19 protein-coding genes are annotated in these 22,194 nt (G+C 31.9%); 5 read left to right on the forward strand and 14 right to left on the reverse strand.

Features of this window, described 5'->3' with window-relative positions; all coding sequences use genetic code 11:
* Positions 1 to 225 precede the first annotated feature (225 nt).
* Complete coding sequence (locus BUC09_RS08145) at positions 226 to 1,761, forward strand: SulP family inorganic anion transporter (protein ID WP_073310475.1); 1,536 nt, start codon at positions 226 to 228, stop codon at positions 1,759 to 1,761.
* A 111-nt stretch (positions 1,762 to 1,872) separates the two neighbouring features.
* On the opposite strand, the gene BUC09_RS08150 is transcribed toward BUC09_RS08145, so the two are convergent.
* From BUC09_RS08150 to recJ, 8 genes are all read right to left on the reverse strand, one after another.
* A complete protein-coding gene (locus BUC09_RS08150; RefSeq protein ID WP_073310477.1) occupies positions 1,873 to 2,829 on the reverse strand; it encodes a DUF6624 domain-containing protein in 957 nt (318 codons plus the stop codon).
* Between the two features lie 176 nt (positions 2,830 to 3,005).
* Positions 3,006 to 3,197, reverse strand: a complete 192-nt coding sequence (locus tag BUC09_RS14790; RefSeq protein WP_073310479.1) for a hypothetical protein — start codon at positions 3,195 to 3,197, stop codon at positions 3,006 to 3,008.
* A gap of 105 nt (positions 3,198 to 3,302) precedes the next feature.
* Positions 3,303 to 3,701: a hypothetical protein gene (locus BUC09_RS08160; RefSeq protein WP_073310481.1), complete on the reverse strand. Its 399-nt coding sequence runs from the start codon at positions 3,699 to 3,701 to the stop codon at positions 3,303 to 3,305.
* Positions 3,702 to 3,876: 175 nt separating this feature from the next.
* Positions 3,877 to 4,560 (reverse strand): hypothetical protein, encoded by a 684-nt coding sequence (locus BUC09_RS08165; protein WP_073310482.1) that lies wholly within the window; start codon positions 4,558 to 4,560, stop codon positions 3,877 to 3,879.
* Positions 4,561 to 4,741: 181 nt separating this feature from the next.
* Positions 4,742 to 5,464 (reverse strand): LOG family protein, encoded by a 723-nt coding sequence (locus BUC09_RS08170; RefSeq protein ID WP_073310484.1) that lies wholly within the window; start codon positions 5,462 to 5,464, stop codon positions 4,742 to 4,744.
* A gap of 196 nt (positions 5,465 to 5,660) precedes the next feature.
* Complete coding sequence (gene uvrA, locus BUC09_RS08175) at positions 5,661 to 8,492, reverse strand: excinuclease ABC subunit UvrA (protein ID WP_073310486.1); 2,832 nt, start codon at positions 8,490 to 8,492, stop codon at positions 5,661 to 5,663.
* A 111-nt stretch (positions 8,493 to 8,603) separates the two neighbouring features.
* Positions 8,604 to 9,857, reverse strand: a complete 1,254-nt coding sequence (locus BUC09_RS08180; protein WP_073310488.1) for an MFS transporter — start codon at positions 9,855 to 9,857, stop codon at positions 8,604 to 8,606.
* Positions 9,858 to 9,861: 4 nt separating this feature from the next.
* Positions 9,862 to 11,553 (reverse strand): single-stranded-DNA-specific exonuclease RecJ, encoded by a 1,692-nt coding sequence (recJ, locus tag BUC09_RS08185; protein WP_073310490.1) that lies wholly within the window; start codon positions 11,551 to 11,553, stop codon positions 9,862 to 9,864.
* A 125-nt stretch (positions 11,554 to 11,678) separates the two neighbouring features.
* On the opposite strand from recJ, the gene ade reads away from it, so the two are divergent.
* The gene (gene ade, locus BUC09_RS08190) at positions 11,679 to 13,301 is read left to right on the forward strand and encodes an adenine deaminase (RefSeq protein WP_073310492.1); all 1,623 of its coding nucleotides are present in this window, start codon (positions 11,679 to 11,681) and stop codon (positions 13,299 to 13,301) included.
* Here ade and BUC09_RS08195 read toward each other — a convergent pair.
* Genes BUC09_RS08195 through BUC09_RS08210 form a run of 4 tightly spaced genes read right to left on the reverse strand, consistent with a single transcriptional unit; the run spans position 13,293 to position 16,010 of the window.
* Positions 13,293 to 13,607 (reverse strand): HopJ type III effector protein, encoded by a 315-nt coding sequence (locus tag BUC09_RS08195; RefSeq protein ID WP_073310494.1) that lies wholly within the window; start codon positions 13,605 to 13,607, stop codon positions 13,293 to 13,295. The two genes, ade and BUC09_RS08195, sit on opposite strands and share 9 nt — an antisense overlap.
* Positions 13,608 to 13,657: 50 nt before the next feature.
* Positions 13,658 to 14,389, reverse strand: coding sequence for a hypothetical protein (locus BUC09_RS08200; protein ID WP_073310496.1), 732 nt, complete (start codon positions 14,387 to 14,389; stop codon positions 13,658 to 13,660).
* 28 nt (positions 14,390 to 14,417) lie between these two features.
* Positions 14,418 to 15,095 (reverse strand): 16S rRNA (cytidine(1402)-2'-O)-methyltransferase, encoded by a 678-nt coding sequence (gene rsmI, locus BUC09_RS08205; protein WP_073310498.1) that lies wholly within the window; start codon positions 15,093 to 15,095, stop codon positions 14,418 to 14,420.
* A complete protein-coding gene (locus tag BUC09_RS08210; protein ID WP_073310500.1) occupies positions 15,096 to 16,010 on the reverse strand; it encodes a hypothetical protein in 915 nt (304 codons plus the stop codon).
* A gap of 143 nt (positions 16,011 to 16,153) precedes the next feature.
* Here BUC09_RS08210 and BUC09_RS08215 point away from each other — a divergent pair, with 143 nt between their 5' ends.
* The 3 genes from BUC09_RS08215 to mscL all read left to right on the forward strand — a co-directional run bounded on the left by BUC09_RS08215 (position 16,154) and on the right by mscL (position 19,716).
* Positions 16,154 to 16,762 carry a thymidine kinase gene (locus BUC09_RS08215; RefSeq protein ID WP_073310502.1) on the forward strand — a complete coding sequence of 203 codons (609 nt, stop codon included), beginning with the start codon at positions 16,154 to 16,156 and terminating at the stop codon, positions 16,760 to 16,762.
* 5 nt (positions 16,763 to 16,767) lie between these two features.
* Positions 16,768 to 19,212, forward strand: a complete 2,445-nt coding sequence (locus BUC09_RS08220) for a bifunctional UDP-N-acetylmuramoyl-tripeptide:D-alanyl-D-alanine ligase/alanine racemase (RefSeq protein WP_073310504.1) — start codon at positions 16,768 to 16,770, stop codon at positions 19,210 to 19,212.
* A gap of 78 nt (positions 19,213 to 19,290) precedes the next feature.
* Positions 19,291 to 19,716, forward strand: coding sequence for a large conductance mechanosensitive channel protein MscL (gene mscL / locus BUC09_RS08225; RefSeq protein ID WP_073310506.1), 426 nt, complete (start codon positions 19,291 to 19,293; stop codon positions 19,714 to 19,716).
* Positions 19,717 to 19,732: 16 nt separating this feature from the next.
* Here the strand turns inward: mscL and BUC09_RS08230 are convergent, their stop codons facing one another.
* Positions 19,733 to 20,143 carry a hypothetical protein gene (locus BUC09_RS08230; RefSeq protein WP_073310508.1) on the reverse strand — a complete coding sequence of 137 codons (411 nt, stop codon included), beginning with the start codon at positions 20,141 to 20,143 and terminating at the stop codon, positions 19,733 to 19,735.
* The gene (locus BUC09_RS08235; protein WP_073310510.1) at positions 20,136 to 22,103 is read right to left on the reverse strand and encodes a metallophosphoesterase; all 1,968 of its coding nucleotides are present in this window, start codon (positions 22,101 to 22,103) and stop codon (positions 20,136 to 20,138) included. The genes BUC09_RS08230 and BUC09_RS08235 overlap by 8 nt, the downstream gene beginning before the upstream one ends.
* Positions 22,104 to 22,194: the final 91 nt, after the last annotated feature.

The following is a 22,194-nucleotide window of genomic DNA, read 5'->3' on the forward strand; positions in this document are numbered from 1 at the left end:
ATAAAATAAAAGCCTGCTAATCTAAGCAGGCTTTTTCATTAATGCTCTTAGTATTCTATGAGTATATTTTAGATAGTGATTGCATATTTAAAACATTATTTTTGTGTTATGATGAGTAAATGTCTTACTATTTAATGAATTTATACGTTTTTCTGTTTATAAAAAGTATCGATTGATTTTCGACACCTTGTTATTAAATAACTCACAAACTTTATTACTAACTAAATGAAAAATTTTTTCAACCTATTTGATTTATCTCAAAAAGTTAATCATAAAACTGAAATTTTAGCTGGTTTAACAGTAGCGATGACAATGATACCAGAATCTTTATCATTTGCAATTTTGGCCGGATTACCGCCGCTAGTAGGTTTGTATGGAGCTTTTTTAATGGGATTGATTACTGCAATTTTTGGAGGCAGGCCTGGTTTAATATCTGGTGGAGCAGGAGCAACAGTTATTGTGTTAATTGCTTTAATGAAATCACACGGTATAGAATATGTTTTTGCTGCAGTAGCATTAGCTGGGGTTGTTCAAATATTAGTTGGGCTATTTAAACTTGGAAAGTTTATAAGATTAGTTCCTCAACCCGTTATGTTTGGTTTTGTAAACGGATTAGCGATAATAATTTTTATGTCGCAAATTGAACAATTTAAAACTGTTATCAATGGTCAACCAGAATGGTTAAGTGGTACACCTTTTTTAATTATGACTGGTTTAGTGTTACTAACCATTGCTATAGTAGTCTTATTTCCTAAAATAACTAAAGTGGTACCTTCTTCGTTAATAGCAATTTTAGTTGTTTTTGGATTAGTAATGATTTTCAATATTGATACTAAACAAGTAGAAGATATAGCTTCTATTAGTGGTAGCCTACCACCTTTTCATATTCCAAATATTCCTTTAAATGTTAACTCAATCCAAATTATTTTTCCATATGCTTTAATTATGGCAGCAGTAGGTTTAACAGAAGGTTTGTTAACCTTGAACTTAGTTGATGAAATTACAGCCACAAAAGGAAATAGTAATAGAGAATGTTTAGCCCAAGGAAGCGCAAATCTTGTAAATGGTTTTTTCTTTGGAATGGGAGGATGTCCTATGATTGCACAAACATTAGTAAATCTTTCAGCTGGTTCTAGAGCAAGACTTTCGGGAATTGTAGCAGCATTAACCATTTTAGTAATTATTTTAGTTGGTGCTCCAGTAATTGGGAAATTGCCAATTGCTGCATTAACTGGTGTTATGATTATGGTCGCTATTGGAACTTTTGAATGGGCTAGCTTAAGAATTTTCAAGCGAATGCCTAAGTCAGATATCATTGTGATGATTATAGTTATGTTAATAACTGTTTTTCTTCACAACTTAGCCCTTGCAGTTTTTGTAGGTGTTATTATATCGGCATTGGTTTTTGCCTGGGATAATGCTAAGAGGATAAGAGCAAGAAAGCATATTGATGAAAACGGTGTGAAACATTATGAGATTTATGGACCTTTGTTTTTTGGATCTGTAAGCGGTTTTGCTGAAAAATTTGATGTTTTTAATGATCCAAAGGAAGTGATTATTGATTTTGCAGAAAGTAGAGTAGTGGATATGTCTGCTATCGAAGCTTTAAATGCAATTACGCATCGTTATCATAAAGAAGGGAAAATAGTTCATTTGAGACATTTAAGTCAAGATTGTAGAACACTACTTAAAAATGCTGAGGCTATAATTGATGTAAATATTATGGAAGACCCAATGTATTTAGTTGCTGATAAGCAGTAAAAAAATCATCTTACATTTATATTAACCCCTTTTAGGTATTTTGAATACTAATTTCAATTTTATTATTTAGTCAAGAGTAATATTAAGAAGTTCTATTATTTATTGAAATTATTAATTTTTCTTTTGTTTTTCTTCTAGTTCTGGAAGTTGCTTTTTATATTCTTTGGCATTCCAAATTATATTCCATCGTTTTACATAGTCAGCAAGTAAGCCAAGTCCCACATCAGCTCTTCGTTTGTCAACATTATCGGGGTCTTCAAGTGGTAAAACATAATTTGAATTTGTTACATTGTCGTAACCAATTTGACTACCGTAAATTTGTCTTTTTCCTTCTCTAAGAGCAATTCTGTCTTCAAGTAGTGCTAATGAACTTCCACTTGCATTATTGATTTTAACAGCATCTCTCATCATAGAAAGATATTTTTGTTGCTTTTTTAAATCAGAATGTTGAATCACTAAAAACAACGTTTGATTGGCTTGACCTCCAACTTTGTCAGGCCCAACCCATCCATATTTGTCTAAAATTTCAGTAACCTTTATCAGATTAATACTGTCTTTATATATCATAATTTTGCCCAAACTATCAACTTGTTTGCTCTGATATCCAAATTCTTTCTGAGCAGAAATGTATTGTTGTCTAATTGGTTGGTCGTCTTCAAATATTGCTAATAACTTAGCTTGCAATGGTTTGTCATAGTTTGCTTCTTTTTTATCAATTATAGATTGAAGTTCAGAAACGAGTTTGTTCCAATTCTTGTCTGTATGTAATGATGTTAAGTCTGTATCTTTTTTTAAATGTGTAATATTAGACCAACCATTTTTTATAGCTAGATGTAACCATGTAAAAGCTAATTTGTTTTCTCCTAATAACGCTGCAGAACAACCTGCATTATAAAAATCACTTCCGCTTTTTTGTTCAATTTTAAAGGCTTCTTTATACTTTTCTACAGATTCTTTATATTGCTTGTTGTCGTAAAAAGCACTAGCTTCAGCAATAGTAGATTTGTAATTTTGTCCAAAAGTAAATGTGCAGATAAATAATAATAATGTAGTGAAGGATAATCGCATTGTAATTGTTGTTTAAATTTAAACCAATGTTTAAAGGTCTTGTTAAGACAAATTTTTGATATTGTTTGAAGCAAATATATTGAAAAGAATATAAGAAAAAACTTCTTTTTTAAATAAGAAATACAAGTATTAAACATTCTAAAAAAACACCACCCCCAATTTCTTAAAAGCCGATGTTATAGTCTGGTTCTTTTTATTTTATCATCTATTAACATAATAATTTTTACATACGAATCTTCTCCAATTTCTTCATTTCCTAGTACGCATGATAATTGATTTCCTACATTTAAATCGAGGAAAATATTATCTTCAATTATTCGGTATGATTTAAATGCATCCCAATTATGCTTTCGTTGATAAAAACTCATGAATAGAATGAATGTCTAATTTAGACTTGTCAGTTGAAATGCAAAATTGATCTTTGTATGTAGTAAATTCTTTCATAGAAAGTTAGCCAAAAATTTTAGCGGGTGTTATGAGCTAGCTTGATTTTTTAGTTTTTTATATTCTCTGATTAACTCTTTAAGTTGTCGATTTGAGTTAACATCGATCTGTTTATCTGATAGAAAATGTTTGAATCTGAATTTACTATTATAATTTTTTGAAATTATTTCTTGGTCAACAACAAAGAGCTCATTTCTTAAATGTTGTTTTTGATTTTCGAGACTTTCCAAACTCACAAACTTATCTTTTAAATCTCTACGAAAAGTATTTGTATTGAAAGGAATAGAGTTTAAAATTTGCATTTGTTTTTTAGATTTAAAATCTAAACTCGCGATAATCTTAATAGCAATTTCTTCAATATCATTTTTTGATAAAGTGTCAATTTTTTTAGGAAGAAAAGATTCTAGTTTAGATTTTTTGGTTGTCATGTTTTTAGATAATTTTTTTAAGTTGACTCATAGTATTTGAACCCTTGGAGTAGTGTGTTATTAAGTGAAAGATTTATTTCCTGCTAAGATAAGATTTTCAAGAGGGAAATTAAACGTGAAATTAAGGTAAATGCAGTTATTGAACTAAACCTCTGTTGCCTACAGTGCGTTTTTCTTATTCAAGTCTAATATTACTTTCAATTTTTTGGACAAGCTCTGCCAATTTCTTAGGAAATCCATTATGATTTTCTCCACATAAAATACATTGAGGTTTTTCTGATTCGGCATTTATGTAAGGAAGCACGAATGAATCTAAATGAAATTTTATTAGTTCATTGAAATATTGTTTATCATTCGAATCAATGTTTACTTTGTTAAGTTGTTCAATAAATAAATTTTCCAGTCTAAAAATTGCGTTTAGTTCTGCCATTTTCCCTTTATCATATAAGGAATCATCATGAGCAAACTTTCTGTCAAGATTTGCTAGCTCTCTTGATAATTTTATAATACCGCCGTTTCCTTTTGCTTTATCATATTCAAAACTCTCAACTGTTTGAAGAAAATATTTATATAAATCAGAAATGTATGTTAATTGCTTTTTTGCTTTTTCATCTTTTTTCTGATCATCTATTTGTTCTTGAATGATTTCATTTGCACGTATTTGCGCTTTCAGTGCTAAATAAACTAATATTGAACCAATCAAACTTGTAATTGGTGCAGTTGTCCCGCCAATAGTATCACCAATTTGCCCTGTTGTCGTAAATTCTAATGTTCCGTTTCTTGTAAACAGGAAAGGAGCAATTAGAACTAATAATATTCCAATTATCAAAATTATTAGTGCTACTCGTGATAACTTCATGTTCTGTAATAGTTTGCTTAGCATTGCAGATAACTTATAAATAAACACAGTACGAATACTGTTAATTTTATAGTTTTCTTTATTTATGACTAATATAAGAAAAACAATACAAAAAGTACAATACGTATTTTTGAATTGTTTTCAATATAAAAAAACCTCCAGTTTTCTGGAGGCTTTATTTTTAAAAGTTAGGTGATAAATTGTATTTTTTGTAGAAGTTGTCAAGGGCTTCAACCACTTCTTCTTCGGTATCTACAATTTGTATCAAATCCATATCGCCTGGGCTTACGGTCTTTTCTTGATTAATCATGATTTCTTTTACCCAATCAATCAATCCTTTCCAAAACTGGCTTCCTACCAAGATAATAGGGAATTTGCCAATTTTTTTGGTTTGAATTAAAGTAATCGCTTCAAACAATTCATCTAAAGTTCCAAAGCCTCCTGGCATTACCACAAATCCTTGCGAGTATTTTACAAACATTACTTTACGCACAAAGAAGTAATCAAAGTTTAGGTTTTTATCTTTGTCAATATATGGGTTAAAGTGTTGCTCAAAAGGTAATTCAATGTTTAAGCCAACAGAAGTTCCTTCGCCACGATGCGCTCCTTTGTTACCAGCTTCCATGATTCCAGGACCACCACCAGTAATAACTCCATATCCAGCTTTACTAATTTTATAAGCAATTCGTTCTGCTAACTGGTAGTATTTATCTTCAGGTTTTGTTCTTGCCGAACCAAAAATGGAAACACATGGACCAATACGCGCCATAGTTTCATATCCGTTTACAAACTCAGACATGATTTTAAAAATCGCCCACGAGTCATTGGTTCTTATTTCGTTCCAAGTTTTTTGTTTTAACTTATCTTGAATTCTTTCGTCTTCATTTATAAATTCTTCTTTCATTCTATTCTAAGGTTATTATATGTTTTTTATAAATTTATTTATGCGATTCATTTTTCGTCAGTTCGAGTGATTTTCGTAGAAAATGGTATCGAGAACAAGAAAAATTCAATTGAAAACTATTCTCGATACTTTTTTATTACATAAAAAACTCGAATTGACGTTTTCAATTCCGCTTAGGCTTAAAAAAATCAGCCGACTAAAATAGTTCTTTTTTTAGAAATTGAGCGGTATAGCTCTTTTTATTTTTAATTAATTCCTCAGGAGTTCCTTTGGCAATGATTTCTCCACCGCCTTTTCCACCTTCATATCCTACATCAATGATATAATCGGCAAGTTTGATTACATCCATGTTGTGTTCGATAATCAAGACTGTATTTCCTTTGTCAACCAGCTTGTTAATCACATCCATTAACACACGAATATCTTCAAAATGCAAACCTGTGGTAGGTTCGTCCATGATGTAAAATGTATTTCCGGTGTCTTTTTTAGAAAGTTCAGTCGCTAGTTTAATACGTTGCGCTTCACCACCAGAAAGGGTAGTGCTTTGTTGTCCCAAAGTAATATAACCTAAACCTACATCTTGTATGGTTTTTATTTTTCGGTGTATTTTAGGGATATTTTCAAAAAATTCCACACCTTCGTCAACGGTCATATTCAATACATCCGAAATTGATTTTCCTTTGTAGCGAATCTCTAAAGTTTCTCTATTAAAACGTTTCCCTTGACACGTTTCACATTCTACATAGACATCAGGTAAGAAACTCATCTCGATAGTTCTCACACCACTTCCTTCACAAGTTTCACAGCGACCACCAGCCACATTAAAACTAAAGCGACCTGGTTTGTAACCACGAATTTGCGCCTCTGGTGTTTGAGTAAACAAACTTCTTATTTCCGAGAAAACTTCGGTATAAGTAGCAGGATTTGATCTTGGTGTACGTCCAATAGGACTCTGATCGATATCAATTACCTTATCGATATGTTCTAAGCCTTCAATTTTTTTATAGGGCTGTGGTTTTTTTACCGCGTTGAAGAAATGTTGGTTCAAAATAGGATAGAGGGTTTCGTTAATCAGAGTTGATTTCCCTGAACCTGAAACTCCCGTCACACAGATTAATTTTCCTAAAGGAAATTCTGCCGAAACATTTTTTAAGTTATTTCCAGTAGCACCCGAAATTTTCATCGTTTTTCCGTTTCCTTCGCGACGTTTTTTAGGAATTTCAATTTTCATTTTACCACTCATAAACTGAGCAGTAATAGTGTTTTCTTGAAGTAAAGCTTTAGGTGTTCCTTGACTAATTATTTGGCCTCCATACTTACCTGCTTTAGGTCCAATATCAATCACGTGATCAGCACGTTCAATCATATCTTTATCGTGTTCTACTACTAAAACGGAGTTTCCGATATCTCGTAGACTTTCCAGTGATTTGATTAATCGCTCGTTGTCTCTTTGATGTAAACCAATACTAGGTTCGTCCAAAATATAAAGCACACCAACCAATTGCGAACCAATTTGCGTAGCCAAGCGAATACGTTGGGCTTCTCCACCCGAAAGTGATTTTGAATTTCGGCTTAACGAAAGGTAATTCAACCCTACATCAACTAAAAATTGAAGGCGAGCTTTGATTTCTTTAACAACTTCACTGGCAATAACCTTTTGCTTTTCGGTTAAATTATTTTCTAATTCATTAAACCAAATACTCAAATCAGAAACATCGGTATTCGATAATTCTTGAATGTTTTTTTCATTGATTTTAAAGTATAATGCTTCTTTTTTTAAGCGTGATCCCCCACAAACAGGACAATCTACTTCATCCATAAAATCTTTTGCCCAACGCTTTATCGAAGTCGATTCGGTTTCATCGTGTTGGGTTTTGATGAAATTGGCAATTCCTTCAAATTCAATTTTATATTCTTTGGTTACACCAGCAGCTTTTGAACTAACGGCAAACTTTTCGTTACCACCATTTAAAATCATATCCATGGCTTCGGCAGAAATCTTTTCGATTGGATCAGTTAACTTGAAACCAAATTTTTCACCAATAGTTTCTAACTGTTTGAAAATCCATGATGATTTGTATTCGCCAATGGCCACAATTCCACCATTTTTGATGGAAACTTTAGGATCAGGAATAATTTTTTGAAGATTAATTTCATTGACAGTTCCTAATCCGTTGCAATTGTCACAAGCCCCTTTTGGCGAATTGAACGAAAATAAATTGGGTTCTGGATTTTGATACGAAATACCTGTTGAAGGACACATTAAATTACGACTGAAGTAGCGTACTTCGTTTGTATCTTGATCTAAAATCATCAATACATTTTCACCATGATACATAGCTGTTTTGATGCTTTCAGTAAGACGTTTTTCACTATCTTCTGAACTATCTATGGCTAAACGATCAATCACAATTTCGATATCATGCGTTTTGTAGCGATCGAGTTTCATTCCAACAACAATATCTTGAACTTCACCATTGACTCTAACCTTTAAAAAACCTTGCTTGGCAATTTGTTGGAACAATTCGGCATAATGTCCTTTACGTGCACGAATAACAGGAGCCAGAATATTAATTCGCTTGTCTTTGAAATTCTCGATAATTAAATCTTTGATTTGCTCATCAGAATACGAAACCATTTTCTCACCCGTATTGTAACTGTATGCATCGGCAGCACGCGCAAACAATAAACGAAGGAAATCGTAAATTTCAGTTATGGTTCCAACGGTTGAGCGAGGACTTTTGCTGGTTGTTTTTTGCTCAATAGCAATTACTGGAGAAAGTCCGTCGATTTTATCAACATCCGGACGTTCTAAGCCACCTAAAAACTGACGCGCATACGCAGAAAACGTTTCGATGTAACGACGCTGACCTTCGGCATAAATAGTGTCAAAAGCCAAGGATGATTTTCCTGAACCTGATAAACCTGTGATAACCACCAGTTTTTCACGCGGAATAGAAAGATCTATGTTTTTAAGATTATGAGCGCGAGCGCCTATGATTTCGATAGTTTCGTCAGTATGTTGCATAAATTTTGAGCAAAATACAAAGGTATTGTTTTTTTGGTGAAAAGTGATTAGTGAAAAGTTAAGAGTATTTGTAATACGGGAAAGAACTTATCACTAATTACTCGTTACTAATTACTTATTATCAATATCCAAGTCTCTAAATTTTGGCGAAGCAAAAGCAGTAGTTCCAACCACAACAAGTGTCATAATTCCTCCGAAAACCACAGCGTTTACTGTTCCCATTAATTTAGAAGTGAATCCGCTTTCGAAAGCCCCTAATTCGTTAGAAGATCCCACAAATATTGAATTCACTGAAGATACACGACCACGCATATTGTCAGGCGTATACAATTGTAAAATTGTTGAACGAATTACTACCGAAATTCCATCAGTCACACCACTCATAAATAAGGCAATTACTGAAATCCAAAAGTTAGTTGATAATCCAAAAATGATAATACAAATTCCGAAACCAAACACAGCAAATAGTAATTTTCTTCCTGCTTGATGATTTAAGTCAAAATGCGTTGCTACAACCATGGTTATTAATCCTCCTATTGCTGGTGCAGCACGCAAAATTCCAAACCCTTCCGAACCCACTTTTAGAATATCTTGAGCGAAAATAGGAAGTAACGCAACGGCTCCTCCAAATAAAACTGCAAACATATCTAATGAAATGGCATTTAAAATAGTTTTGTTTTCAAAAACAAAATTTATCCCACGTTTTAAACTTTGAAAAATAGGTTCGCCTAAATCTGGATTTAAAATAGGTTTCGGTTTTATTTGCATTAAAAAGAAGATACCAACTATTATTGCAAAGGTTACCAAGCACATAGAACCAAAAACACTAATCCAACCTATCAAAAAACCAGCTAATGCAGGACCAATAACTACAGCCACTTGCCATGTTGAACTACTCCAGGCAGCAGCATTTGGTTTTTCATTATTAGGAACAATTAATCCAAGTAAACTAAATATAGAGGGAATAATAAAGGCACGGATAATGCCACCTAAAAAAACTAATGCATAAAAACCTTTGACAATTAATGATTTTGATAAAGTATCATGAACAGCTGGGTATGTTAACACGCACATGCTTCCGCTAATTAATACTAGACCTATAAAGCATTTAATAAGCATCGATCGCTTTTCATTTTGGTCTACAAAATGACCTGCAAATAGAGCCATGCTTATGGCTGGAATTACTTCCATTAATCCAATTAAACCCAACGATAATGGATCTTTAGTTAACCTATATACTTCCCATTCAATTAATACAAATTGCATTGACCATGCAAGAACTATGGCAAGTCTCATGGCTAAAAACCAACGAAATTCTATTATTTTTAAAGATGAATACGGATCTTTTTTTACTATTTCATTCATTTTTCTAAGCTTTTAAATCTCTCATTTGAAGTTGGATAGTTGTATTTCCGTTCCACTCATTTTCTTCAATAGAGTAAACTAAATCAAAAGGTTTTCTGTCTCTTGCTATTTCAATTTTTTTACCAAGTCCAAAACCAATTGTTCCAAATCCTTCAGACTGTTCTTGTTTAACGAATAGTCTCAAATGTTCATTATCACTTCCTAACTGTTTTGGATAACCAGAATCGAAAACATTTTTAGTTAGAAAAATGGGTGTCATATTTTCTGGCCCAAAAGGTTCAAACTGTTTTAAAATTCGAAGTAATTTAGGATTTATGTCATCAAAATTTATTTCTAAATCAATAGAAATCTCTGGAGTTAATAAATCAGGATGTATAGTTTTTTGTACGAATTCTTCAAAAGCTTGCTTGAACGCTTGTAGATTTTCTTCTTTTATTGTCATACCTGCCGCATACATATGACCTCCAAATTGTTCTAGATGTTCTGCACATGCTTCTAAGGCATTGTAAATGTCAAAATCTTTAACAGATCGAGCAGAAGCAGCTAGTTTTTCACCGCTTTTTGTGAAGACTATTGTTGGGCGATAATAGTTTTCGACTAATCTAGAAGCTACGATACCAATAACACCTTTGTGCCAATCTTCTTGATATACTACTGTTGAAAATCTATCTTCTTCATTATTGTCAATAATTTGTGATAAGGCTTCTTTTGTAATTTGCTTATCCAAATTTTTTCTATCAGCATTAAAAGTTTCTATTTCTGCAGCAAATTGAATTACTTGACTTAAATCAAATTCAGTAAGTAATTCAACAGCATAATTTCCGTGTTTAATTCTTCCAGCGGCATTTATACGTGGAGCGATAATAAATACTACATCGGTAATAGATAATGTTGCCTTTTTTACGTTTTTTATCAATGCTTTTATTCCTGCTCTTGGGTTTGAATTGATTACTTCTAAACCAAATTTTGCTAAAACCCTGTTTTCACCTGTAATAGGAACAATATCAGCTGCAATAGCAGTAGCTACTAAATCAAGGTAAGGAACTAAATCATCAACAGATTGATTTTTTGTAGAAGCTAAAGCTTGTATTAATTTGAAACCTACACCACAACCACATAATTCTTTATAAGGATAATTGCAATCTTCTTGTTTAGGATCAAGAACAGCAACTGCATTTGGAACAGTATCGCCAGGTCTATGGTGGTCACAGATGATGAAGTCGATTCCTTTTTGTTTAGCGTAGTCAATATGTTCAATGGATTTAATTCCGCAGTCCAGAGCTATAATTAAGGAGAAATCATTATCATCTGCAAAGTCAATTCCGATATAAGAAATTCCATAACCCTCATTATATCTATCAGGAATATAAGTTGCAACGTTTGGATAAAAGCTTTTTAAATAACTTGAAACTAAAGAAACAGCAGTTGTCCCATCTACGTCATAATCTCCAAAAACCAATATGTTTTCTTGATTTTCAATTGCAGTTAGAATTCGTTTAACGGCTTTATCCATATCCTTCATTAGAAATGGATCATGCAAATCATCTAGTGTTGGTCTAAAAAATGTTTTAGCATCTTCATAGGATTCTATGCCTCTTTGAAGAAGTAATGTAGCTACAATTTCATCTATTTGTAATGCGTTTTGTAAAGTTTTTATTTTTTGATTATCTGGTTTAGATTTTAAATTCCAACGCATTTAATTATGACTATTTGAGGTATATTATAAAGAGTACGAATTTAGTAAAAAACGTTTGTATAGCTAAAAGAAATAATAACAAAACAATCAAAAATAGTTACATTTGAAGGCTAAAAAAAATAGAAATGCAAATTCAAGGTCAAATTGTTGATATCAAAAACAAAAGAATTTACTCTGGTGAAATCACTGTTGAAAATGGTAAAATTGTAAGTATCATTGAAAAAAATCATGACACCAAATCATATATATTACCGGGTTTTATAGATGCTCATATTCATATCGAAAGTTCGATGCTTGTTCCTTCAGAATTTGCAAGATTGGCAGTGCTTCATGGTACAGTAGGAACCATTTCTGATCCTCATGAAATTGCTAATGTTTTAGGTAAGGAAGGTGTTTATTACATGATTGAAAACAGCAAACAAGTTCCTTTAAAATTCCATTTTGGCGCACCTTCATGCGTGCCCGCAACTTCTTTTGAAACGGCTGGGGCTGTTATAGATTCTGAAGATATTAAAGAGTTATTGGCTTCGCCAGATATTCATTATCTAGCCGAAATGATGAATTATCCGGGTGTTTTATTTGATGATGAAGAAGTATTGAAGAAGATTGCTTGGGCAAAGCATTTTAATAAACCTGTTGATGGTCACGCACCTGGATTAAGAGGAGAACCAATAAAAAAATATATTTCCGCAGGAATTACTACCGATCATGAGTGTTTTACGTATGAAGAAGCTAAGGAAAAATTAGACTTAGGTATGAAAGTAATCATTCGTGAAGGAAGTGCAGCTAAAAACTTTAATTCTTTGATTGATTTATTGCCAGAATATTATGAAAACATGATGTTCTGTTCTGACGATAAACATCCCGATGATTTAATTGTAAGTCATATTAATGCATTGTGTGCAAGAGCAATTGCCAAAGGAATGGATTTGTTTAAAGTGCTTCAAGTGGCTTGTGTAAATCCAGTTCACCACTATAATATGAATGTAGGATTATTGAAAGAAAATGATGCGGCCGATTTTATTGTTGTAGAAGACTTAGTAGATTTCAAAGTAAAGAAAACCTTTATTGATGGAATTTTAGTTGCCGATAATGGAAAATCGTTGGTAGAAAAAATTTCTTTTGAAACACCCAACAACTTTAATACTGAAAAGAAAAGTGCTTCCGATTTTGAAGTTGTAAGTACTGCTCAAAACATTCGAGTAATTGAAGCATTAGAAGGCCAATTGATAACCAACGAAATTCATTGTAAATCATTAAAAAGTTCAGGAAAATTAGTGTCTGATGTTGAAAATGATGTGTTGAAAATGGCTGTAGTTAATAGATACAGTAATGAAAAACCAGCTGTAGCATTTATTAAAAATTTTGGTTTAAAACACGGAGCTATTGCCAGTTCTGTTGCTCATGATTGTCACAATATTGTAGTTGTAGGAACTTCTGATGAAGAGATTTGCAAGGCTGTAAATGTTTTGATTGAAAATAGAGGAGGAGTTTGCGCGGTGAATGGTAACCAATTTAAATCATTAGCTTTACCTGTTGCTGGAATTATGAGCGATCAAGACGGATGGACTGCCGGAAAATTATACCAAGAAATTGATGAAATGGCAAAACAGTTAGGCAGTGGCTTAAAAGCTCCATTTATGACTTTATCATTCATGGCTTTATTAGTAATTCCAGACCTTAAATTATCTGATAAAGGATTGTTTAGTGGTAAAAGTTTTGAATTTGTAAACCTACAATTAGATTGATTGTAAAGCTTCGCCATCAAATATAATTCCGTCCCAACCAAACTGCATGAAGTTGCGAATATTTTGATGATCCGTTGCTTCGGGTGTTTTTAAGACATCTTGGTAATGCTCACAAAAAAGTAACAGTGTTTCCTCTTTGGATAGATTATTCAATTTTGCAAAAGAAAACACTTTGCAAGAACCATTGTTTTGACCTGCTTCATTGTACTGATTCCCGTTTTTAAAACTGGTAGGAGTGAAGTGGTAGTTTTCGTCAATGAAAGCGATTACATCTTGAAAGGAAGGATTATTTAGAAGATGTTTCATATTTTGTTTTTTAATCAATTATCTTTTAAATTGGCTAATACTTTTAGAAATTATTCAAATTTTATTATTGGGAAATAAGGTTTCCAAACATTACCTAATTCTTTTTGACTAACCGCAAAACCAATATCACTAATTTTATTTTCTAACAATAAATTCATAAATCTTTCAGAAACATAAGTTCCCCATGAATAAAAAGGAATTTTAAACATATCAATTGAAGAATCAAAATTGTTATTAAAAGTTATAGATTTTGTCTCAAAAAAAAACGTCTTAAGATTTTTAGTTTTTTCTCTTTTTTCTTTGTCTGAAATTTTTAATGAATGAATCTCATTTATTTGTTTTGAAATTTTTTTGTTTTCTTCAATGTAAATAAATAATTCTTCATGAGATGATAAATTACAAACTTCAATACCATCTTTTAAAACTTTTATTTCACTTTTATTGAAATTAATCCAATTATAGCAAACTAAATCTTTAGGTTCAAGTAATGAAACTTTAAAGTATTCATATGATTTTGTAGTCTTTATTGGTCCAAGAATTTTTTCTTTTCTTTTCACAATGGCAGGAAATAAGTCATATGGAATAATATTACTTTTCTGAAACAGTTTTAAAGTTTTTTCATTTACTACGTATTCATCAGTTGTATGAAGAATATCATTTAATGAATTAAATTCTACATCATCGTATATTTTACAAATATGTGTTTTTTGACCATTAATTATTTTTTCATCATAATCTTCAATAGCACCTGAATCTTTAATATGTAAAGTATAATATTTCATTTTATAATTGAATATTGGAAGCTTATTTTTATTTTGAAGACTTCCCTGCCACACATATCACAATTTCTCCTTTAGGAGGTTTTGCTTCGAAGTGTTTTAAAACCTCATCTGCGGTACCACGAACGGTTTCTTCATGTAGTTTTGATAATTCTCTAGAAACAGAAACTTGTCTATCGGCACCAAAGTATTGTACAAATTCACCAAGTGTCTTAACCAATTTATGAGGAGAAACATATAAAATCATAGTACGTGTTTCTTCAGCTAAAGATAAATAACGAGTTTGGCGACCTTTTTTATCAGGTAGAAAACCTTCAAAAACAAACTTATCGTTAGGTAATCCGCTGTTTACAAGTGCTGGAACAAAGGCTGTAGCTCCTGGTAAACATTCTACATCAATTCCATTTTCGACACATGCACGAGTCAATAAAAATCCAGGATCAGAAATTGCTGGAGTTCCCGCATCACTAATTAAAGCAATAGTTTCACCAGCTTGTAAACGTTTAATAAGACCTTCAACAGTTTTATGTTCGTTATGCATGTGATGACTTTGCATGTGTGTAGCAATTTCGAAGTGTTTTAATAACTTTCCGCTATTGCGAGTATCCTCAGCAAGAATTAAATCAACTTCTTTAAGGACTTTAATGGCTCTAAAAGTCATGTCTTCGAGGTTTCCAATAGGAGTAGGGACAATGTATAATTTACCCATTTACGCAAATTTACCTTCAACAAGTTCCATAAATCGAGACACAAATTCGTCTTTACCTTCCCAGTTGTTATAATCTGGTTTTACCATTTCATCGATAAAGTTTTTAGCATCTTCTAAACTGTCTAAGGTGTTTAATTGAGAAATAACACGATTTAAGTCTTCACTGCTTCCGCCAAAAAGGTTTTTTTCAAAAGCAATTCTATCGTTTAACCCAATATTGAAGCCTTTGATTAGTTTGTCATTTAAGTTAGCGGCAGGTTTAGGTTCTTTTTTAGAAGCGGTACTTTTATCTTCAAAAGCAGTTTCAAGAACTGGCTCAGGTTTGATTTCAGTTTCTTTTTTTGCTTGTACTTTATCTATACGCTCAAAAATAGGTTCTGGTTGAATACCTCCTAATAATTCTTCAAATGAAATTTGTTTTTTATCAGTTTTTGGGGCTTCTTCAATTACAGCTTCATTTTTTGCTTTAACTTCAGTAATAGCCTCAGGTTCGATTACTGTTTCTTGTTGTGTTTCCACTGCAATTTCTTCTTGAGTTTCTATAACTTCTTCTTCAGCTTTTACCTCTTCAGTAGGAGTTTCTTCTTGTAGAATTTCTTCTTCTACAGAAGTTTCTTCTATAGGTTTTACATCAGTTTTAGTTTCAACAGATAATTCGTGATTTTCATCTTCTTTAATCTCAGCAACAACTATTTTTTCGTCAAAATCAAATGCTTTTTCCAATTTTGCTTCAATGTCATGTAGTCCAATAGTTGGCTTAACCTCATCAAAATTTTCTTCAACAAATAATAAAACCGATAATTTTTCATATAATTTTTGCGCTTCATGATGCAATTCCTTAACGTCATCTTTATTTTTCATTTTTAAGATTCGGTGGGCAATGCTAATTAATTCGGCTTCTAATTTCTTTTTCATTTGGTTACAGATATTATTTGATGTGACTTTAAAATTATTTATAACTTTTATTATTATAGTAACTAAAGCGTTTGTTTTTTAATAAATTTGTTCTGTTACAAAGTAATAAAAACTATTCTTTTTTATCGTTATAAAAATAAAAAATGTTTCTTGAAAATACAGTAAACCATAAAGAACAATTTGGCTGGATTGAAGTAATCTGTGGGTCAATGTTTTCTGGTAAAACAGAAGAATTAATACGCAGACTAAAAAGGGCTCAATTTGCTAAACAAAAGGTAGAAATCTTTAAACCATCTATAGATACTCGATATGACGACGAGATGGTAGTTTCTCATAATAAAAATGAAATACGATCTACTCCAGTTCCCGCTGCAGCAAATATTAGAATATTAGCGCAAGGTTGTGATGTGGTAGGTATTGATGAAGCTCAGTTTTTTGATGACGAGATAGTTTCTATTTGTAATGACTTGGCTAATTCAGGAATTAGAGTAATTGTGGCAGGTTTAGATATGGATTTTAAAGGCAACCCTTTTGGACCTATGCCAGCTCTTATGGCAACTGCCGAATATGTTACCAAAGTGCACGCGGTATGTACCAGAACAGGAAATTTGGCCAATTATAGTTTTAGAAAAACACAGAATGAAAACTTAGTTCTATTAGGTGAAACCGAGGAATATGAGCCTTTAAGCCGTGCAGCATACTACAATGCCATGAAAAAATTAGAAGAAGAAAAACAACAAAAAAGAAAATAAAAGAGTTGAGTATTCCAATACAAAATATTATTCCTGTTATAGAAGCTAAAGCTACTATTGAGTTAGTAGATGAAATTATAGAAAATGTTTCAATCGATAGCCGATCGCAACAAAATAATAATAAAACGTTGTTTTTTGCCCTAGTAGGGCCTAATCATGATGCTCATATTTACATTAATGATTTGATTGATAAAGGTGTAAATAACTTTGTCGTAAATTATATTCCAGACAACATCAATGATAAAGCAAATTTTTTAGTTGTTGACAACACACTTTTTGCTTTACAAAATTTTGCTTCATATTACAGAGCTCTATTTTCTTTTCCAGTGATAGGAGTTACAGGGAGTAACGGGAAGACAATAGTTAAAGAATGGCTTAATTTTTTATTAAGTCCTGATTACAATATTATAAGAAGTCCTAAGAGTTATAACTCACAAGTAGGAGTGCCATTATCTGTAATTGCAATAAATGAGCATCATAATCTTGGAATTTTTGAAGCAGGAATTTCGACAATTGGAGAAATGGTTCGATTGCAAAAAGTCATTCAGCCGACTATTGGAATTTTAACCAATATTGGTTCTGCACACGATGAAGGTTTTGTAGATATTTCTCAAAAAATAAAAGAAAAGTTAAAGCTGTTCTCAGATGTTGAAGTTTTAATACTTCATAAAAATAAAACAATTGAGGCATTTTTAAAATCAGAGATAAAAACTTTTACTTGGAGCTCCCAAGATCGCAGTGCTGATGTTTATTACCAAAAAAAATCTTTTGACAATCACTCAGTACTGAATATAACCTATAAAAATTTATGCTTTTCAATTTCGATTCCGTTTACTGATGATGCTTCTTTAGAAAACTGTATGCATTGTGTTTTAACAATGTTGTATATGGGTTACAATGATGAGATAATTCAATCTAGAGTTTCTGAACTTTTCCCTGTAGAAATGCGTTTAAAAGTCAAAAACGGAATCAATAATTGTACTTTAATTGATGATAGTTATAGTTCAGATTTTCAGTCACTTAAAATTGCTTTAGATTTTCTTGAACATCAAAAACAACATAAAAAAAGAACACTGATATTATCAGATATATTTCAGTCTGGTTTGTCAGATGATGAACTGTACGCTCGTGTTTCTCAGTTAATTATTTCGTATAAAATTAAAAGAGTAATATGTATAGGTGATACAGTTGTAAAGTTTAAACACAAATTTTTAAACTCTATTTCATTTCAATCAACTAAGGATTTTATTAAAGCATTTGAAAGTTTAGATTTTGATAATGAAACTATTCTCATTAAAGGTTCAAGACAATTTGAATTTGAAAATATTGTTTCATTACTAGAAGAAAAAACACACGAGACAGTTTTAGAGATTAACCTGAATTCCATAAGTCATAATTTAAACTATTTTAAATCAAAACTGAAGCCTAAAACCAAAGTAATGGTTATGGTTAAAGCTTTTGGCTATGGTAGCGGAAGCTATGAAATTGCGAGGTTATTAGCACATCATAAAGTAGATTATTTAGGCGTAGCGTTTGCTGATGAAGGAATTGAATTAAGAAAAGCAGGGATTGACTTGCCCATTATGGTCTTGAATCCAGAAATGACAAGCTTTAGTTCTATGATTCAGTACAATTTAGAACCTGAAATTTATAGTATTAGGCAATTGAAAGCTTTTTTAAAGATAGCTGATCAAAAAGAATTAACTAACTATCCTATTCATGTCAAAATCAATACAGGTATGAATCGTTTAGGTTTTGATACCGAGATTTTGCCTGAATTAGTTTCTATTTTGAAAGGGTTAACTTCTATAAAAGTTAAGAGTATTTTATCTCATTTAGCTTCAAGTGATGTACTTTCACATAATGAGTTTACATTAAAACAAATTTCAGATTTTGAAAAAGATTCTTCATTTCTAATGAAAGAGTTAAAAATAAATCCTATCCGTCATATATGTAATACTTCTGGTATTAGTAATTATCCAGAAGCGCAATATGATATGGTAAGGTTAGGAATTGGACTATATGGTGTTTCAAATGATGAGGATGAAATACATCTTCTAGAAAACGTAGGAACGCTAAAATCAGTCATTTCACAAATTAGAGAAATACATGAAGGTGAAAGCGTAGGCTACAGCAGAAGATTTATGGCTGAGGGAAAAACTAAAGTTGCTACGATTCCCATTGGCTATGCTGATGGTATTTCAAGAGCATGGGGAAATGGAGTAGGATATGTAGTTGTAAATAACCAACAAGCTCCAATCATAGGAAGTATATGTATGGACATGTTGATGGTTGATGTTACAGGGATTAATTGTACCGAAGGAACTTCAGTAATTATTTTTGGAAAAGATCCATCTGTTGTTACTATTGCAAAAGGTATCAAAACTATTCCTTATGAAATCCTTACGAGTATTTCTGAAAGAGTTAAAAGAGTTTTTTATAGAGAATAATTTGCACAATTTGTTTTTTCTGAATAAAATGTTAAATTAGCTTTTATTAGTAACTAAAATTAACTAAAAAACAAAATTATGGGATTTTTATCTGAGTTTAAAGAGTTTGCAATGAAAGGCAATTTAGTCGATATGGCAATTGCTTTTGTTATGGGGGGAGCATTTGGTAAAGTAGTAACTGCTTTTGTCGAGAAAATGTTTGCTCCTGTTGTTGGTCTATTAATGGGAGGTATTGACTTAAATGATAAAAAAGTAGTTATAGTTGATGCAGTCGCTGAAGTTAAAGATGCCTCAGGTACAGTTACTTCACCAGCAGTTGCTGAAGTAGCGATTCAATGGGGAGCATTTTTAACAGCTCTAATTGACTTTATCATTGTAGCTTTTGTTATGTTTTTGATTATTAAAGCTATAAATAAGATGAAAAAGCCTGAGCCAGTAGCTCCACCAGCAGGGCCAACTCAAGAAGAATTGCTAACACAAATTAGGGATTTATTAAAAAAATAATAGAAAAAGGAGAGTTTTAACTCTCCTTTTTTGTTTCTTCAAATATGAACCAGCTTTTTAAAGTGTTAGGAATTCCTAATGTGATGAGTAAAACTAATGGTAAACTCCAGTTGGCAGACCTTTCGATGAATTCAATAAATTCCATACCTGAAATAGGACGACTTAAAGCTGTTATAAATGCCCAAAAGAAAGCCCAAAATACTACAATTCTAATAGGAAAAATTAAAACAAAGAATGCTACAATAATATCTAATATCCCTATGTAAGGCATTATTGTTATGGCTTGTTCTTCCGAAAAACCAAAGCATGTAATTAATGGTATCCATTTTGGATTAATTCCAAGGGCTAGAATGCCATGTCCCAGAAATGTGCCAAAAACTCCTATTCTGGCACATTTTTCTACTATCTTTTTGCTGTAATTATTCACGAACTATGATTGAACTGTCTTTTTGATTGTCTATTTGTATTTCAAAAACATAAATTCCTTTTTGTAATGCTGATCCTGTATACTGATAAGTAAAATCAGTTTTAGTTTTTTCAGCCTTATCTGTCAATACTAAATTTCCTTTAATATCATAGATTTTTATTATTGCATTGCCAGTATTAGGTGAACTGTATTCGACTTTAAATGTCTCTTTTATAGGGTTTGGATATACTTTAATTGGATAAAAAATTTGTTTCTGTTGTTTTGTATTTAAATAAGGCTTGTCAATACAAAAATTATCAATCATCACATTTGTATCATCGTATACTTTTCCGCAAAGAGAAGTAGCAGTTACATCAAAAATAACATAATGGTAATCAGATTTAAAAGTTTGTAAAAGTGATGAACTTCCTGCTGTGTATAATGGAGCGCCAGCTCCACCACAAACAACTTGACATCTTCCTTCTGTTGGCAAACTTCCATAATTTGCAACAGAATTTGTTGTACTTACATTTCTATTAATAGGCTTGAATCTTTCATACATGTGATCATGACCTGTTAAAATTAAATCAACACCATAATCATCAAAAGCTTTAAACCAAGTGTTCCAATACGAATTCATTTCTCCAGCGTGAGGTCCCACGGTGTAAAATGGTTTATGGAAAGAAATAATCTTCCATTTTTTATTAGAATTTGCTGCTAATGTTGATTTTAGCCAATTGTATTGATTAACATCTCCAGGAGTTTCAGAATTTAAACAAATAAAAACGGCTTCTCCATATTCTACAGAATAATATAATTCAGTTTGGGCAGTATTGTTTTTTGGTAAGTCAAAAATATTTTGATAATAAGATGCTGAAGCCACATCATGATTCCCTTGTGCGTGTAGTATTAGTTTATTACTTACTAAATTTGTTCCATTGTCAAACCATGAATTCCATTGAGATGCAGAGCTGCCAGTATCGACAATATCTCCGTTAAAAACAACAAAAGCTGGATTTCTATTGTTTGTTAAAGTTGATATGTTATTCCAAACATTAACATTTGTTCTACTATCACCTATAGCCGCAAAAGTGAATGTATTAGTATTTAGTGCTGGTGTCGTTGTATATGTTTTTTGAGCACTCCATACACCCGAAACGGAATCGTATAGAGAATAATAAATAGTTGAGTTAGCGTTTAAAACACCTGGAAATGTAAAACTAAAAAATTTGTTCGTAGAAGATGAATATCCAGCTCTAGATGACACATTACTTGTTCCTTTTTCGTAAGATGTTGTATAACCCCATTTAATTTGATCAGTGGTTGCAGAAGTTGAGTTTGTCCAAGAAATAGTAAGTCCTTCTAAAGGATTTTTAGTTGTACCCCAACGAATGTGTTTTTGCGTAGTTGAAGCAGGAGCAGAAGTATTTCCAATTAATTCAAGATCAAAGCTAATGTCAGAACTATTTCCTGCGTTTTGATGTATTTCTACTGCGATTGTATTGTTTCCTGTTACAAAAGTATTTGCTGGCAAAGTTGTAGTTTGAAATGTACTACCATCATCACTTGCTAGTGAAGCTAAAGTAGTATAAGTGGCATTTGCTGCTAGATTATTTCTGTATACTTCATTTCCGTTCACATAGACAGCTACTCCGTCATCTCTTTTTACTTTTAGAGTGTAATTTAAATATTGTGAAGCGTTGGTGATTGAGAATGTTTTTCTAAAATAAGTTGTAACATATTTGTTAGATGAGCTAGAACCGTAACTTACTACAGTTGTTTCGTCTCCATCACCATATCCTAATTGTGCGTTGCCTTGTAACCAACCTGTTTCATTTATTGTAGTTGATTTCCATGTTGTTCCTTGATTTGACCCGTTGTCAAGATATTTCCAACTTGATCCAGCATTAATCAATGTGGTTTGAGCAAATAGCATTGTGGATATGCTTATACCCAGTAAAGTAAATAAAATTTTTTTCATAGTTTTTAGTTTAATAGGGACAAAAATATACAAATAAGAATTTTCTTATGTTTATGCTTAAGTTATTATTTTGTAAATCATCAGTTGATAT

The organism is Flavobacterium terrae, assembly GCF_900142035.1.
GTDB lineage: Bacteria > Bacteroidota > Bacteroidia > Flavobacteriales > Flavobacteriaceae > Flavobacterium > Flavobacterium terrae.